The sequence below is a fragment of the Streptomyces fragilis genome, assembly GCF_003112515.1.
GTDB lineage: Bacteria > Actinomycetota > Actinomycetes > Streptomycetales > Streptomycetaceae > Streptomyces > Streptomyces fragilis.
In genome coordinates this window covers 294,239-307,578 of the sequence record NZ_BEVZ01000005.1, presented here as the reverse complement: position 1 = coordinate 307,578, position 13,340 = coordinate 294,239, and the positions used below count along the sequence as shown (strand labels likewise).

Genomic DNA, 13,340 nt, shown 5'->3' with positions numbered 1-13,340 from the left:
GGGGGCGCAGGAACCGCGCGGCGGGCCGGGGGCGTGTGGTGTCGTGGCGGGCCGAGCCGCGGGATCCCGCAACGCCCGTGCGTCATCGCCCCGTCACGGCGATACTTGCGGCGACACGATGACCCCGGGGGAGGTCTCATGACATACCCACAGGCGCCCGGCGCCGCCCCGCCGCCGCCCGCGGCACCGCCACCCCCGCCACCGGTCCCGGCCGCCGCCCCGTCGGCCCCGGCTCCCCGGCGGACCACCGCCGTCGCGGAGACCGCCGCCCGGGTGCGGGCCGCCGCGACCACCGAGCCGGGCCGGCTGCGGATCATCGGCGCCGTCCTGGCCCTGCTGGTGGTCGCCTTCGGAGCCGTCACCACCTGGCAGACCTCCGCGCGCAGTGCCGCCGCCGACGACGTGCTGCACCACAGCGGCCCGCTGAGCTCGGCCGCCGCCGACGTGTACCGCGCGCTCGCCGGGGCCAACACCGCGGCCTCCGACGGCCTTCTGGCCGGCGGCAACGAGACCTCCGACAGCCGCGAGCGCTACGAGAGGGACATCCGGACGGCCGCCTCCGGCCTGGCCACCGCCGCCGCCAGCTCCGACCCGGACTCGGCGTCCGGCCGCACCGTGGCCCGGCTCAACGAACTGCTGCCCCGCTACAAGGGACTGGTGGAACGCGCCCGCGCCAACAACCGGATGGGCTACCCGCTGGCCGGGGCCTACCTGCGGTACGCCGACCACCTGATGCAGGACGAGATGCTCCCGGCCGCCGAGGACCTCTACCACCAGGAGAACCAGCGCCTCACCGAGGACTACGCCGAGGCCACGCCCTACCCGTGGTTCGCGCTGGCCCTCGGCGCCGTGGCGCTCGTCGCGCTCGGCCGCGCCCAGCGGCGCGAGTACCTGCGCACCAACCGGGTGCTGAGCCCCGGCCTGGTGACCGCCACCGCGGCCACCACCGTGATGCTGCTGTGGCTGCTGGCCGGGCACTCCCTGGCCCGGGCCGGGCTGAACGACTCCTACGAGCACGGCGTGAAGTCGCTGAACGTCCTGAACGACACCCGTGCCGCCTCCCTGCAGGCCCGCGGCGCGGAGAACCTGACGCTGATCAGCCGGGGCGCGGAGACGGTGAAGGTGTCCGACACCGTCCGGCGCGACAAGTTCGAGGTGGCGTTCGAGAAGTCCATGCGGGGCCTGTCCCGCGGTCTGGACGCGGCCGGTCGCCTGGCCGACGACCCGCAGGGCGCGAAGCCGGTCGACAAGGCGCGGAGCAGCATGCTCGAGTGGCGCAAGCGCCACACGGAGGCCCGGAAGGCCGACGACGCGGGGAATTACCAGGAGGCCCTCGACCGGATCATCGGACCGGACGAGAAGTCGCCCACCCGGGTCTGTTTCGACAACGTCGACCGGTCCCTGCGGCAGGCGCTGGAGCACGAGGAGACGGAGTTCGAGCAGGCCGCGTCCGACGGACGGGCCGCGCTGACCGGGCTGCCCGTCGGCGCCGCCGCCCTGGCCGTGCTGGCCGCGGCGGCGGGGCTGCTGGGGATCGGCCGCAGGCTTTCGGAGTACCGGTGAACGGGGGGACGGCGATGCAGCGCCGGCACGGGAACGGGGACGGGGACGAGGGCGGCGCGCGGGCGCGGCAGCACCGCCCGCGGCGGGGCCGACTGATCGTGGGCGCCCTGGCCGGCGTCTGCGCGCTCGCCGCGGCCGGCGCCCTGCTGCTGCCACGGCCCCCGGGGACGGGCGCGGACGGCGGCGACGCGGCCCGGACCGCCGGCTCGCACGCGACCGGCCGCGCCGGCACGACCGGCGACACCGGCATGACGGGCGGCACCGGAAACACTGGCATGACCGGCGGCACCGGCGGCACCGGTGACGGGATCGGCGGCGGCACCGGCCGCGGCCGCTTCGCCGCCGACGAGACGTGCGACCGCCCCGAGGCCCGCAGCCCCGCCCCGTCGAGGGACGAGACCGGGGAAACGATCCGCAGGATCAAGGAACGCGGCTACCTGCGCGTCGGGGTGGACCAGAACAGCTACGGCTGGGGCTACCGCGACCCCAACAGCTCGCAGGAGCGGGTGGAGCTCTCCGGCTTCGACATCGACCTGGCCCGCCGGATCGCCGACGAGATCCTCGGCCACCGCGCGCCCGGCGAGCCGCCCAACATCCGCTTCGCCGCCGTCCCCACCAGCCAGCGCATCCCGGCCGTGCAGGACGGCCGGGTCGACATGGTGGTGCGCACCATGACCATCACCTGCGACCGCCTCGACGACGTCGCGTTCTCCGCTCCGTACTTCACCACCGGCCAGCAGGTCCTCGCCCCGGCGCACTCCGGCATCACGGGCTACGACCGCTCGCTGGCCGGGAAGAAGATCTGCACCGCGGACGGATCGACGGCGCGCCTGCGGCTGGAGAAGGACCGGGCGGCGGGCAAGCCGGCCGTCGCCGAGGCGGACATCCGCCCCGTCGTCCCCAACCAGCTGGACTGCCTGGTGCGGCTCCAGCTCGGCGAGGTCGACGCGGTGGTCACCGACAGCGCGCTGGCCGCCAGCCAGGCGGCCCAGGACCCGTCGGTGACGCTGATGGGCGAGGAGTTCACCGAGGAGTACTACGGCGTCGCGATGTCGCGGGACTCGGAGGACCTGGTCCGCCGGGTGAACGCCGTGCTGCGTGACTACGTCGCGGACGGCGGCTGGGAGCGGGCCTACGACGAGTGGCTGGAGGCGACCATGAAGAAGCCCGCCGACCCGCCTCCCGCCGTCTACCGCGACTGACCCCTGCCCGCCCTGGGCAGGGTCTGACCGGCGCGGGCCGACGGAGCCCCGGGCCGACCGACCGCACGCACCGACTGCGCACTGAGAGGTGATCGATGGGCGACACGGGACACGCCCCGGGTCCGGTGATGGACCGGGACGAGGTGGACCGTGCGCTGGCGCGGCTCGGCGCGGAGCACGAGGCCATGGAGTCCTCGCTCCTCGCGCTGCAGGACCACGCGGGGCGCAGACTTCTCGAAGGGGCCGAGCTCACCGGGGCCACGGCGGAACGCTGGAAACGGGCGGAGGCGTCGATCACCCTCCTGTGGAGCTGGTTCGACGCCTACACGGACACCCTGCGCACCGCCCGGGAGCTGCGGGCCCGCCGTCGCTGGGCGGGACGCGAGGACCTGGTGGCCCTCACCGAACTGCTGCGCGGCCCGAGCGTCACGGTGGCCGGCGCCGCCGCCGTCGGGACCGGCGCGCTCGCCGGGACCTCGGCCGTGCGCCTCAGCCGCCGCTACACGCTGGCCGCGCTGGTCGACCGGATGAACGACCTGTACGCCGCCGCGCTGGACATGGTGGTGGCCGCCGACGCGGTGTGGTCGACGCTGCCCGCGCGGATCGACATGCTCTCCGCCGAACTGCGCCGCACCCGGGAGCTGGCCCGCTCGGCCGGCGTGCGTCCCGGTGAGCACCCGGCCGGCGACGACCTGGAGCGGATCACCCGGGCCCTGACCCGGCTGCGCGGGACGGTGATCTCCGACCCGCTGTCCTTCTGGACGCCGGACCGGGGCAGCTCCGCGCCCGGCGCGGGCCGCCCCGACACCACCGCCTACGACCGTCACGCACGCGAACTGGAGGACGTGCGGCGGGAGATCGAGGCGGTGCTGACGGTCCGGCAGGACGCCGAGTCGCGGCTGATGCGGCTGCGGGACGTGCTCAGCCGCGCGGACCGCACGCTGGCCGAGGCGCGGCTGGCGCGCGGCGAGGTGCTGGCGAAGATCGCCGCCACCGAGGTGCCCGCGGTGAGCGGGCCGCCGACCGCGCTGCAGGAGGAGCTGTCGACGGCGGCGGAGTACCGGCGCCAGGGCCTGTGGCACCGGCTGTCGCCGCTGCTGGAGGACCTGGAGCGCAGGGCGGAGGAGGAACTGCTGCGCGCCCGCGAGTCGTTGACCGCGGTCACCGCGCCGCTGGCGATCCGCGCCGAGCTGCGGGGGCGGCTGGACGCCTACCGGGCGAAGGTGGCCCGGCACGGGCTGGCGGAGGACCCGCTGCTGGTCGAGCGGTACGACATCGCGCGCCGGATGCTGTGGAGCGCCCCCTGCGACCTGCGGGTGGCCGAACAGGCGGTGCTGCGCTACCAGCACACGGCGGTCGAGCTGTTGCGGCCCGTGATGCCCTCCCAGGACGGGGCCGGGCGGCCGCAGGAGGCCCAGACGTGAGCGCCGACGGAGGGGGAGCTGTGCGGAGGGACGGGGCGTGAGTGACGTGAAGTGTCAGCGGGCGGACTGCGAGGGGGCCTACGAGGACGTCGGCGGCGGCGAGCTGTACTGCGACCACTGCGGGCTCGCGCCGGTGGTCGCGCCGGACGGCATGGTCGGCGCGGCGCCCACCGGCATCACGGGCCGCATGCCGGGCACGTCGGGCCGGCCCACCGGCCCAGGAGGCCAGGCGGCGGGACCTGCGCCGGGCGGACCGGGCCCGACGGGCACCCCGGGCGGCTCCGGTTCTTCCGGCGGCCTCGGCGTCCCTGGCGTCCCCGGCACTTCTGGTGCCCCCGGCGTCCCCGGCACTTCAGGCGTCCCCGGCGGCTTCGGCAGTTCCGGAGGCCTCGGCGTCCCCGGCTCCGGCGGCTCCGGCGCTTCCGGAGGCCTCGGCGTCCCCGGCTCCGGCGGCTCCGGCGTCCCCGGCGGCTCCGAGGGCGGGAACGCCCCTGCCGGCTCCGGCGGTTCGGGCGGCTCGACGGGGTCCGTGCCGTCGTCGCGGTCGTCGTCCCGCTCCCGGCGGTCGGTCTCCGGCCGGCTGTCCGGAACGCTCGGCGGCGCCGCCACCGTCGGCGCGGTGTCGGTGCGCAGCTCCGGCGCCCAGTCGAGCGGTTCGCGCCGCGGCCGGCTGGGCGCGGGCCTGGTCGACGTGCCCGCCGTGCCACGGCCCGACCCCCGGGCCATGGTGCTGGACGACCCGCGGGTGCCGGAGCGCAAACGGTTCTGCTCCCGCTCCGACTGCGGCGCCCCCGTGGGCCGGGCCCGCGGCGACCGACCCGGCCGCACCGAGGGCTTCTGCACCAAGTGCGGCCACCCCTACTCCTTCGTGCCCAAGCTGCGCGGCGGCGACGTGGTGCACGGCCAGTACCAGGTGGTGGGCTGTCTGGCGCACGGCGGACTCGGCTGGATCTACCTCGCCGTGGACCGCGCGGTCTCCGACCGGTGGGTCGTCCTCAAGGGCCTGCTGGACACCGGCGACCAGGACGCGATGGCCGCCGCGATCTCCGAGCGGCGCTTCCTCGCCGAGATCGAGCACGCCAACATCGTGCGGATCTACAACTTCGTCGAGCACCTCGACCAGCGGACCGGGTCCCTCGACGGCTACATCGTCATGGAGTACGTCGGCGGCAAGTCGCTGAGGGACATCGCCAACGACCGCCGCACCCCGGAGGGGCGGCGTGACCCGCTGCCGGTGGAGCAGGCCTGCGCCTACGGCATCGAGGCGCTGGAGGCGCTGGGCCACCTGCACAGCCGCAACCTGCTGTACTGCGACTTCAAGGTCGACAACGCGATACAGACCGAGGACCAGCTGAAGCTGATCGACATGGGCGCGGTCCGCCGCATGGACGACTACGCGTCGGCCATCTACGGCACGATCGGCTACCAGGCGCCCGAGGTCTCCACGCTGGGGCCCTCCGTCGCCTCCGACCTGTACACCGTCGCGCGCACCCTGGCCGTGCTCAGTCTCGACTTCCACGGCTACACCACCGTGTACGCCGACTCGCTGCCCGACCCGGACGACATCGAGGTGTTCCGGCGGTACGAGTCCTTCCACCGGCTGCTGGTGCGGGCCACCGATCCGGACCCGGCGCGCCGCTTCTCCTCCGCCCAGGAGATGGCGGAACAGCTCACCGGCGTGCTGCGCGAGGTGGTCTCGTTGCGCACGGGACGGCCGCGGCCCGCGCTGTCCACCCTGTTCGGCCCGGAACTACGGGTCACCGACAGCCAGTTGTTCGACGCCACCGATCCGGTGGTCTCCCGCCTGGGCGTCCGCCGCGACCCGGCGGGCGGACCGCTCGCCCGACGCCGCCGCGCCGGCGCCCTGCCCGTCGGGGTTCCGCCCACCGGGGCGCCGCCCACCGGGGCGCCGCCGCACGGCCGGGCGTCCCAGGGCGGGCCGCCCGGCACGGTTCCGCCCGTCGGCGCGGCGCCCTCGCACGCTCCGGCACCGGTCTTCCCCGCCCAGCGCGGTCCGGCCCTCGCGCCTGCGCCGGACGCGCCGCCACCGCCGGTGTCACCCGGACCGGTGAAACCGGTGGACGCCGCGGCCGCCGCGCTGGCCCTCCCGGTGCCCCTGGTGAACCCCGACGACCCCAACGCCGGTTTCCTGGCGGCGCTGACGACCGCGGCGCCCCAGGAGGTGATCGCCGCCCTCGCGGCGACGCCCTCCCCCTCCCCCGAGTCCCGGCTGCGGCTGGTGCGCGCCCGGCTGGAGGCGGGCGAGGCGGCGGCCGCCGTGGAGGAGCTCACCGGCGTGGCCGCCGAGGAGCCCGACGACTGGCGGGTGGTCTGGTACCGGGGTGTGACGTCGCTGGTCACCGGCGAGTACGTGGCCTCCGCGCTGGCCTTCGACGCCCTCTACGACGCCTTCCCGGGCGAGCCCGCGCCGAAGCTGGCCCTGGGTTTGTGCGCCGAGGTGCTGGGGCAGTTGGACAACGCAGCCGAGTACTACCGCCTGGTCTGGTCGACCGATCCGAGCTACGTGAGCGCGGCGTTCGCACTGGCCCGGGTGCGGCTCGCGTCGGGTGACCGGGAGGGCTCGGTCACCGCCCTGGAGTCGGTGCCGGAGGCGTCCATCCACTACACCGCGGCCCGGGTCGCCGCCGTCCGGGCGCGTCTGCGGGGGCGTACGGTGGTGGGCGCCGACACGCGGTTCCTCGACGATCTGACCGCCGCCGCCGCGCAGGTGGAGGCGCTGGGCGGATACGGCCTGGACGCCGTGCGGCGCGAGCGGCTCTCCGCGGAGGTGCTGGGCTGCGCGCTCGACTGGGTACTCTCCGGAGGCCGGGGCTCCGCACCGGCGGCGTCCGGACGCGGGGTGCTCGGCGAAGTACTGGACGAGCGGGGACTCCGTCTCGGCCTGGAACGTTCGTACCGCACGCTGGCCCGTCTCGCGGACGGCGGCGAGGAGAGGATCGACCTGGTGGAACGCGCCAACCGTTACCGTCCCCGGACGTGGGTGTAGTGGTGCCTCCGATGACTGCCGACCAGCACCGTCTGTCCGTCTGCCCGGGCTGCACCGAGCCGGTGGAGCCGGCCGACCTCTTCTGCGGCGCCTGCGGCCTGGACCTGTCCGCGGCGGCGGCCCCGGCCGCCGACACGCCGACGGTCGCCCTGCAGACGCGCGACGACACGCCGTCCGCACCGTCCGCCGTCCCGCCGCCCGCCGCCGATCCCGGGACCGACAGCTTCACCCTGCAGCCTCCCGCGCCGCGCTCCGCGGACCCGCGGGAGGCGGGGGCCGCCGCCCCCGGCGGGCAGGCGTGCGTGGCCTGCCGGGCCGGCCGGGTCGACGGGGACGGATACTGCGAGAACTGCGGCCACGCCCAGCCGCGCGAACGGGACCACATGGAACAGGAGTCCGGGCCGGTCGCCGCGGTCAGCGACCGCGGGCTGCGCCACCACCGCAACGAGGACGCGTTCGCCCTGGCCGTCGCCACCCTGCCGGACGGCACCCCGGCCTCGGTGGCCGTGGTCTGCGACGGCGTCTCCTCGGCCACCCGGCCCGACGAGGCCTCCGCCGCCGCCTCCCGCACCGCCGCCGACACGCTGTGCGAGGCGCTGCCCCGCGGCACCCACCCGCAGACCGCGATGCACGAGGCCATCCTGGCCGCCGCCCGCGCGGTCGACGCGCTGGCCGGCGAGCCGGCCGAGGCCCGCGAGCACGCGGTCCAGCAGAACGCCCCGGCCTGCACCCTGGTCTCCACGGTCGTCGCCGACGGCCTGCTGGTGGTCGGCTGGGTCGGCGACAGCCGGGCCTACTGGGTGCCCGACGACCGCTCGGCCCCGGCCCGGCTCACCGAGGACGACTCCTGGGCCGCACAGATGGTGGCGGCCGGGCTGATGAGCGAGGCGCAGGCGTACGCCGACGAGCGCGCCCACGCGATCACCGGCTGGCTGGGCGCCGACTCCTACGAACTCGACCCGCACACCGTCTCGTTCAAGCCGGACCGGCCCGGTGTGGTGGTGGTCTGCACGGACGGCCTGTGGAACTACGCCGAGGCCGCCGAGCAGATGGCCGAGGTGCTCCCCGCCGACGCCGCGACCCGCCCGCTGCACAGCGCCCGCGTCCTGGTCGGTCACGCCCTGGACGGAGGGGGCCACGACAACGTAACAGTGGCGGTGGTGCCGTTCCCCGGTCCCGCCAAGGGGGCAGGATCCGGCTGAGGCGTGCCTGGCCGAGGGAGCCGCGGGCGCGCGAGGGGGCGAAGTACGCATGGCGATTCTCTCGAAACCGGACGTGCCGCGGTTCTCCGTGGACGTCTACCAGAACGAGTACCTGCCGGAGGGGGCCGGCGAGGTCAACGCGGTGGTGACCGTCACGGCGAGCGGCGGGGGAACCCTCAAGGGCCCCGCCTTCGCCGGCGGTCACGGGGGTCACGGGGAGCGGGGCGGTGGGGACCGGGCTCCGGACGCCGCCGTGGTGATCATGGTGGACTGCTCCGGCTCGATGGACTACCCGCCGGCCAAGATGCGCGGCGCCCGGGAGGCCACCGCCGCCGCCGTGGACACGCTCCGCGACGGGGTGCGGTTCGCGGTGGTCGGCGGCACCCACGTCGCCCGGGAGATCTACCCGGGCGAGGGGCGGCTCGCCGTCGCCGGACCGGACACCCGTGAGCAGGCCAAGCAGGCGCTGCGCCGGCTCACCGCGGGCGGCGGCACCGCCATCGGCACCTGGCTGCGACTGGCGGACCACCTGCTGTCGACCGCCGACGTGACGATCCGGCACGGCATCCTGCTCACCGACGGCCGCAACGAGCACGAGACCCCCGAGGCGCTGACGTCCGCGCTGGAGCACTGCGCCGGGCGGTTCACCTGTGACGCGCGGGGCGTAGGCACCGACTGGGAGGTCAAGGAGGTGACCGCGATCGCCTCCGCGCTGCTGGGCACCGCCGACATCGTCGCCGACCCGCAGAACCTGGCGGCCGACTTCACCTCGGTCATGGAGACGGCGATGGGCAAGGGCGTCGCCGACGTCGCGCTGCGCCTGTGGACCCCGGCGGGCGCGCGGCTGCGCTTCGTCAAGCAGGTCGCGCCCTCGGTCGAGGACCTGACGGACCGTCGCAGCGAGGCCGGACCGCGGGCCGGGGACTATCCGACCGGGTCATGGGGCGACGAGTCACGGGACTACCACGTCTGTGTGGAGGTGCCGCCCGCCGGAATCGGCCGGGAGATGCTGGCCGCCCGCGTCTCGCTGGTCGTGCCGCGCCCCGACGGGGGCGCGGACAGCCTGGGCGCGCAGGGCCTGGTACGGGCGGTGTGGACCGACGACCTGGCGGCCTCCACCTCCATCGATCCGCAGGTGGCGCACTACACGGGACAGGCCGAGCTGGCCGAGGCCATCCGGCAGGGACTGGAGGCGCGCAAGGCGGGCGACGCGGACGCCGCGACCGCCAAACTCGGGCGGGCCGTGCAGCTGGCCGGACTGTCGGGAAACGCCGATACGGCGAAACTGCTTTCGAAGGTGGTGGACGTGGTCGACGAAGCGGCAGGTACTGTGCGACTGAAGACGAAGGTCGCGGAAGCCGACGAGATGACACTGGAGACCCGGTCCACCAAGACCGTCCGGGTCAAGCGGCGTCCGCACGAGAGTTGAGCGAGCCGGCCACCGAGCGGCCGGGAGGGAGAGGGGGAAGCGCCGACATGCCGACCTGCCCGAACGGACACCAGTCGGGTTCCGACGACTGGTGCGAGGTCTGCGGTCACCGCATGGCGGGTACCGTGCCCCCGCCGCCTCCGCCGACCGGCGGCGGATACGGTTTTCCGCCGCCGGGCGGCCAGGGGGGCCGCGCACCGGAGCTCTGCCCGCAGTGCCGCACCCCCCGCGAGGGGGTGGCGCCGTTCTGCGAGGAGTGCCGGTGGAACTTCCTCACCAACACGGCGACCTCCTACACGCCGCCGCCTCCGTCGTACGGCGGGGGCGGGGGCCCCGGCGGTCCCGGTCCCGGCGGCCCCGGCGGTCCGGTGCCGCCGCCTCCCGGGGGGAGGGCGTACCAGCCCGACCCGTCGGAGTACCAGGCCTCGCGGCCCTCGCAGCTGAACCGTCCCGCCGAGCCGCTGGGCGGCGAGCCCGGGGGCGCGCCGGCCTCCTTCCAGCAGGGGCGTCCGGGCGCGGGCGGGCCGCCGCCGTCCTTCTACGAACCCGGGCGCGGTCCCGGGGCCCCGGCGGGCGACGACTGGACGCTGCCGCCGCCCGGGGGTCCGGGGGGACCCGGTTCCGGTGGTCCCGGCGCGCCGGGCGGGTACGGGGGGCCCGGGGGTTCCGGCGGTCCTGGCCCGGGTGGTCCCGGTGCCGGTCCGGGGGGTCCGGGTACCGGTTCCGGCGGTCCGGGTGGTCCGGGTGACCGTGGTGGTTACGGGGGGCCTGGTGGGCCGGGTGGTGGTCCGGGCGGTCCCGGCGGCTTCGGCGGCCCTGGAGGTCCCGGTGGACCCGGCGGTCCTGGCGGTCCTGGCCCCGGTGGCCCCGGTGGCCCCGGTGGTCAGGGTGAGCGCGGCGGCTTCGGCGGTCCCGGCAACGGTCCGGGCGGCCCGGGCGGCTTCGCCGACCCGTTCGGTCCCGGCGGCCCTGGTGGCCCCGGCGGCCCGGGTGGTCCAGGCGGTCCGTTCGGTCCCGGTGGTCAGGGCGGCCCGGGCGGCGGTTCCGGCGGCCCCGGTGGTCCTTCGCACCCCTTCGGCGGCCCGGACGGTCCCGGCGGCTCCGGCAACCCGTTCGGCCCGGGTGGTCCGGGTGCACCCGGTGGCCCTCAGGGTGGTGCCGGCGGCCAGGGTGGTCCCGGCGGCCAGGGCGGTCCCGGCGGCCGTGACGCCGCCTTCGGCGGTCCCGGCGCGGGTCCCGCGACCCACCCCGGTCCCCCGCCGTGGCCCGGCGCCCCCGGCCAGGGCCAGCCCGGTGCCGGCCCCTCGCACGGTCAGGGCCCCGGCGGTCCGGGGGGACCCGGCGGTCCCGGCGGTCCCGGCGGGGCGTACGGCTACCCGCAGCCCGGTCCGTCGCAGCAGGCGACCTGGACGGCGACCGTCGGACCGGACCGCGCGTACTTCATGGCGATGATGCAGCGCTCCGGACCGGAGGCCGCCGGGCTCAACCTGCCCGCGTACTCCCCCGAGCAGAGCCTGACCCTCACCGGTCCGCAGGTCACCATCGGGCGCCGCCGGCACTCCACCGGCGACACCCCCGACATCGACCTGTCCGTGCCGCCGGAGGACCCGGGCGTCTCGCACCAGCACGCGGTGCTGGTGCAGCAGGCCGACGGGACCTGGGCGGTCATCGACCAGAACTCCACCAACGGCACCACGGTGAACGGCGCGGAGGAACCGATCCAGCCGTTCGTCCCCGTCCCCCTGCGGGACGGCGACCGCGTCCACGTCGGCGCCTGGACGACCATCACCGTCCACCGCGGCTGAAAGACCGGACACCCACCCGCACCCGGTCCCCGGGCCCTTCGGACCTTTGTCCACAGGACCTGAGGACCGGGTGCGGCCGTCTGAGACGATGGAGGGGTGAAAGAGATTCGGCGCGGCACACTGCAGACGGAGTCCTTCTACGAACAGGTCGGCGGTGAGGAGACCTTCACCCGCCTGGTCCGCCGCTTCTACGAGGGGGTCGCCGAAGACCCGGAACTGCGGGCCATGTACCCGGAGGAGGACCTGGGCCCGGCCGAGGAGCGGCTGCGGCTCTTCCTCATCCAGTACTGGGGCGGTCCCACCACGTACAGCGAGCAGCGCGGTCATCCCCGGCTGCGGATGCGGCACGCCCCGTTCAAGGTGGACCGCGCGGCGCACGACGCCTGGCTGCGGCACATGCGCGCGGCCGTCGACGACCTGGGCCTCACCGAGGAGCAGGAGCACACGCTCTGGAGCTACCTGACCTACGCGGCCGCCTCCATGGTCAACACCGCCGAGACGGACTGACCGGCGCCTCCGCCAAGGAGGGCGGCCGGCCGGTCACCCCGGGGCCGAGGCCGGTCACGCCGAGACCGGTCAGCCCAAGACCGATCGCCCCAAGGCCGGTCGTAAGCCGAGGCCGGTCAGAGAACGCCGACGCCCAGACCGCCCAGCCGGCCGGCGCGGCGCACGGCGACGGAGCCGTAGGGGGTGCGCAGCCTCAGCCAGGAGCCGCAGGACAGGATCTGCGGACCGGGCCCGGGGCGCAGGAACCCGAGGGACTGCGCGGCATGGACGGCCCGGACGGGAAGACCGGTGCCGTCCACGGTGCGGGACCATATGCGGCGTCCGGTGCCGTCCAGCGCGGAACGGGTGCGCTCCTGCGGGGGGATCTCCTCGACCAGCGCGCGGAACTCGGCCACCGCGGCGGCGACCAGCCCCCGCAACTCCTCACCCGTGAGCGCGCTCTCGGTGCGCCATCCGCCACGCGGCGGCAGCAGCCCGGCCCACGCCGGACCGGTGACGGCGGCCGGGACGACGGCCGCGGCCGCGCCCTCGTCCACCGCCTCCAGCAGTTCGCCCGCGGAGACGGTCACGTCCAGGGACTCCGCCGGCTCGGCGAGCCGCACCGCCCGCACCGCGAGCACCTCGAAGGAGGCGGGGCTGCCGTAGACGGCGACCGCCTCACCGGCGCCCTGGAGCCTTACCGCCGCCGCGCGGTCGTAGTGGAGCAGCCGGGTGAGGAAGGCGCACAGATCGGCGGCCTCGCCCTCGTCGGCGAACCGGAGCTTCGTCATCAGCCGGCGGCCTCGTCGTCCTGGTACTTCTGCAGGAAGTACCGCTCGCCCTCCGTCAGCCGGCGCGGCCGCTGGAGCGCGAAGTCGAAGGGCACCATCACCGTCGACGCCCTGGCGTACACCAGGTCCGGCTCCTCGCCGGACCCGGTGTCCTTGACCTCGTAGGCGAGGGTGAAGGAGGCCGCGCGGACCTCCGTCACCCACACCTCGACGTCCACCGGCGCGTGCCGGTGGACCAGCTGCCGCTTGTAGTCGATCTCGTGCCGCGCCACCACCGTCCCCCGCGCGAAGGCATGGTCCTGGTCGGGGTGGAACAGCATGTCCACCCTGGCTTCCTCCAGGTAGCGCAGGAACACGACGTTGTTGACGTGTCCGTACGCGTCCATGTCGCTCCAGCGCAGGGGACAGCGGTAGAGGTGGCGCACGAGTCG

At 75.7% G+C, this 13,340-nt stretch carries 10 protein-coding genes; 8 read left to right on the top strand and 2 right to left on the bottom strand.

Annotation, left to right across the window (positions count from 1 at the left end; genetic code table 11):
- Positions 1 to 138: 138 nt before the first annotated feature.
- From Sfr03f_RS19780 to Sfr03f_RS19745, 8 genes are all read left to right on the top strand, one after another.
- Positions 139 to 1,563, top strand: coding sequence for a GlnX family signal transduction membrane protein (locus tag Sfr03f_RS19780; RefSeq protein ID WP_108955287.1), 1,425 nt, complete (start codon positions 139 to 141; stop codon positions 1,561 to 1,563).
- Positions 1,564 to 1,577: 14 nt separating this feature from the next.
- Positions 1,578 to 2,765, top strand: coding sequence for a glutamate ABC transporter substrate-binding protein (locus tag Sfr03f_RS19775; RefSeq protein WP_471996892.1), 1,188 nt, complete (start codon positions 1,578 to 1,580; stop codon positions 2,763 to 2,765).
- Positions 2,766 to 2,860: 95 nt separating this feature from the next.
- Positions 2,861 to 4,189, top strand: a complete 1,329-nt coding sequence (locus tag Sfr03f_RS19770) for a hypothetical protein (RefSeq protein WP_108955286.1) — start codon at positions 2,861 to 2,863, stop codon at positions 4,187 to 4,189.
- 37 nt (positions 4,190 to 4,226) lie between these two features.
- Positions 4,227 to 7,196, top strand: coding sequence for a serine/threonine-protein kinase (locus Sfr03f_RS19765; RefSeq protein WP_170145118.1), 2,970 nt, complete (start codon positions 4,227 to 4,229; stop codon positions 7,194 to 7,196).
- An 11-nt stretch (positions 7,197 to 7,207) separates the two neighbouring features.
- Complete coding sequence (locus Sfr03f_RS19760) at positions 7,208 to 8,398, top strand: PP2C family protein-serine/threonine phosphatase (RefSeq protein WP_108955493.1); 1,191 nt, start codon at positions 7,208 to 7,210, stop codon at positions 8,396 to 8,398.
- Positions 8,399 to 8,447: 49 nt separating this feature from the next.
- The gene (locus Sfr03f_RS19755; protein ID WP_108955285.1) at positions 8,448 to 9,827 is read left to right on the top strand and encodes a vWA domain-containing protein; all 1,380 of its coding nucleotides are present in this window, start codon (positions 8,448 to 8,450) and stop codon (positions 9,825 to 9,827) included.
- A 47-nt stretch (positions 9,828 to 9,874) separates the two neighbouring features.
- Complete coding sequence (locus tag Sfr03f_RS19750; protein ID WP_108955284.1) at positions 9,875 to 11,632, top strand: FHA domain-containing protein; 1,758 nt, start codon at positions 9,875 to 9,877, stop codon at positions 11,630 to 11,632.
- Between the two features lie 96 nt (positions 11,633 to 11,728).
- A complete protein-coding gene (locus tag Sfr03f_RS19745) occupies positions 11,729 to 12,139 on the top strand; it encodes a globin (RefSeq protein WP_108955283.1) in 411 nt (136 codons plus the stop codon).
- A 116-nt stretch (positions 12,140 to 12,255) separates the two neighbouring features.
- Here Sfr03f_RS19745 and Sfr03f_RS19740 read toward each other — a convergent pair whose 3' ends face one another.
- Together Sfr03f_RS19740 and Sfr03f_RS19735 are read right to left on the bottom strand one after the other, a co-directional pair.
- A complete protein-coding gene (locus Sfr03f_RS19740) occupies positions 12,256 to 12,909 on the bottom strand; it encodes a DUF8010 domain-containing protein (RefSeq protein WP_108955282.1) in 654 nt (217 codons plus the stop codon).
- Positions 12,909 to 13,334 (bottom strand): acyl-CoA thioesterase, encoded by a 426-nt coding sequence (locus tag Sfr03f_RS19735; protein ID WP_108955281.1) that lies wholly within the window; start codon positions 13,332 to 13,334, stop codon positions 12,909 to 12,911. Before Sfr03f_RS19735 ends, Sfr03f_RS19740 begins: the two co-directional genes overlap by 1 nt.
- Positions 13,335 to 13,340 lie beyond the last annotated feature (6 nt).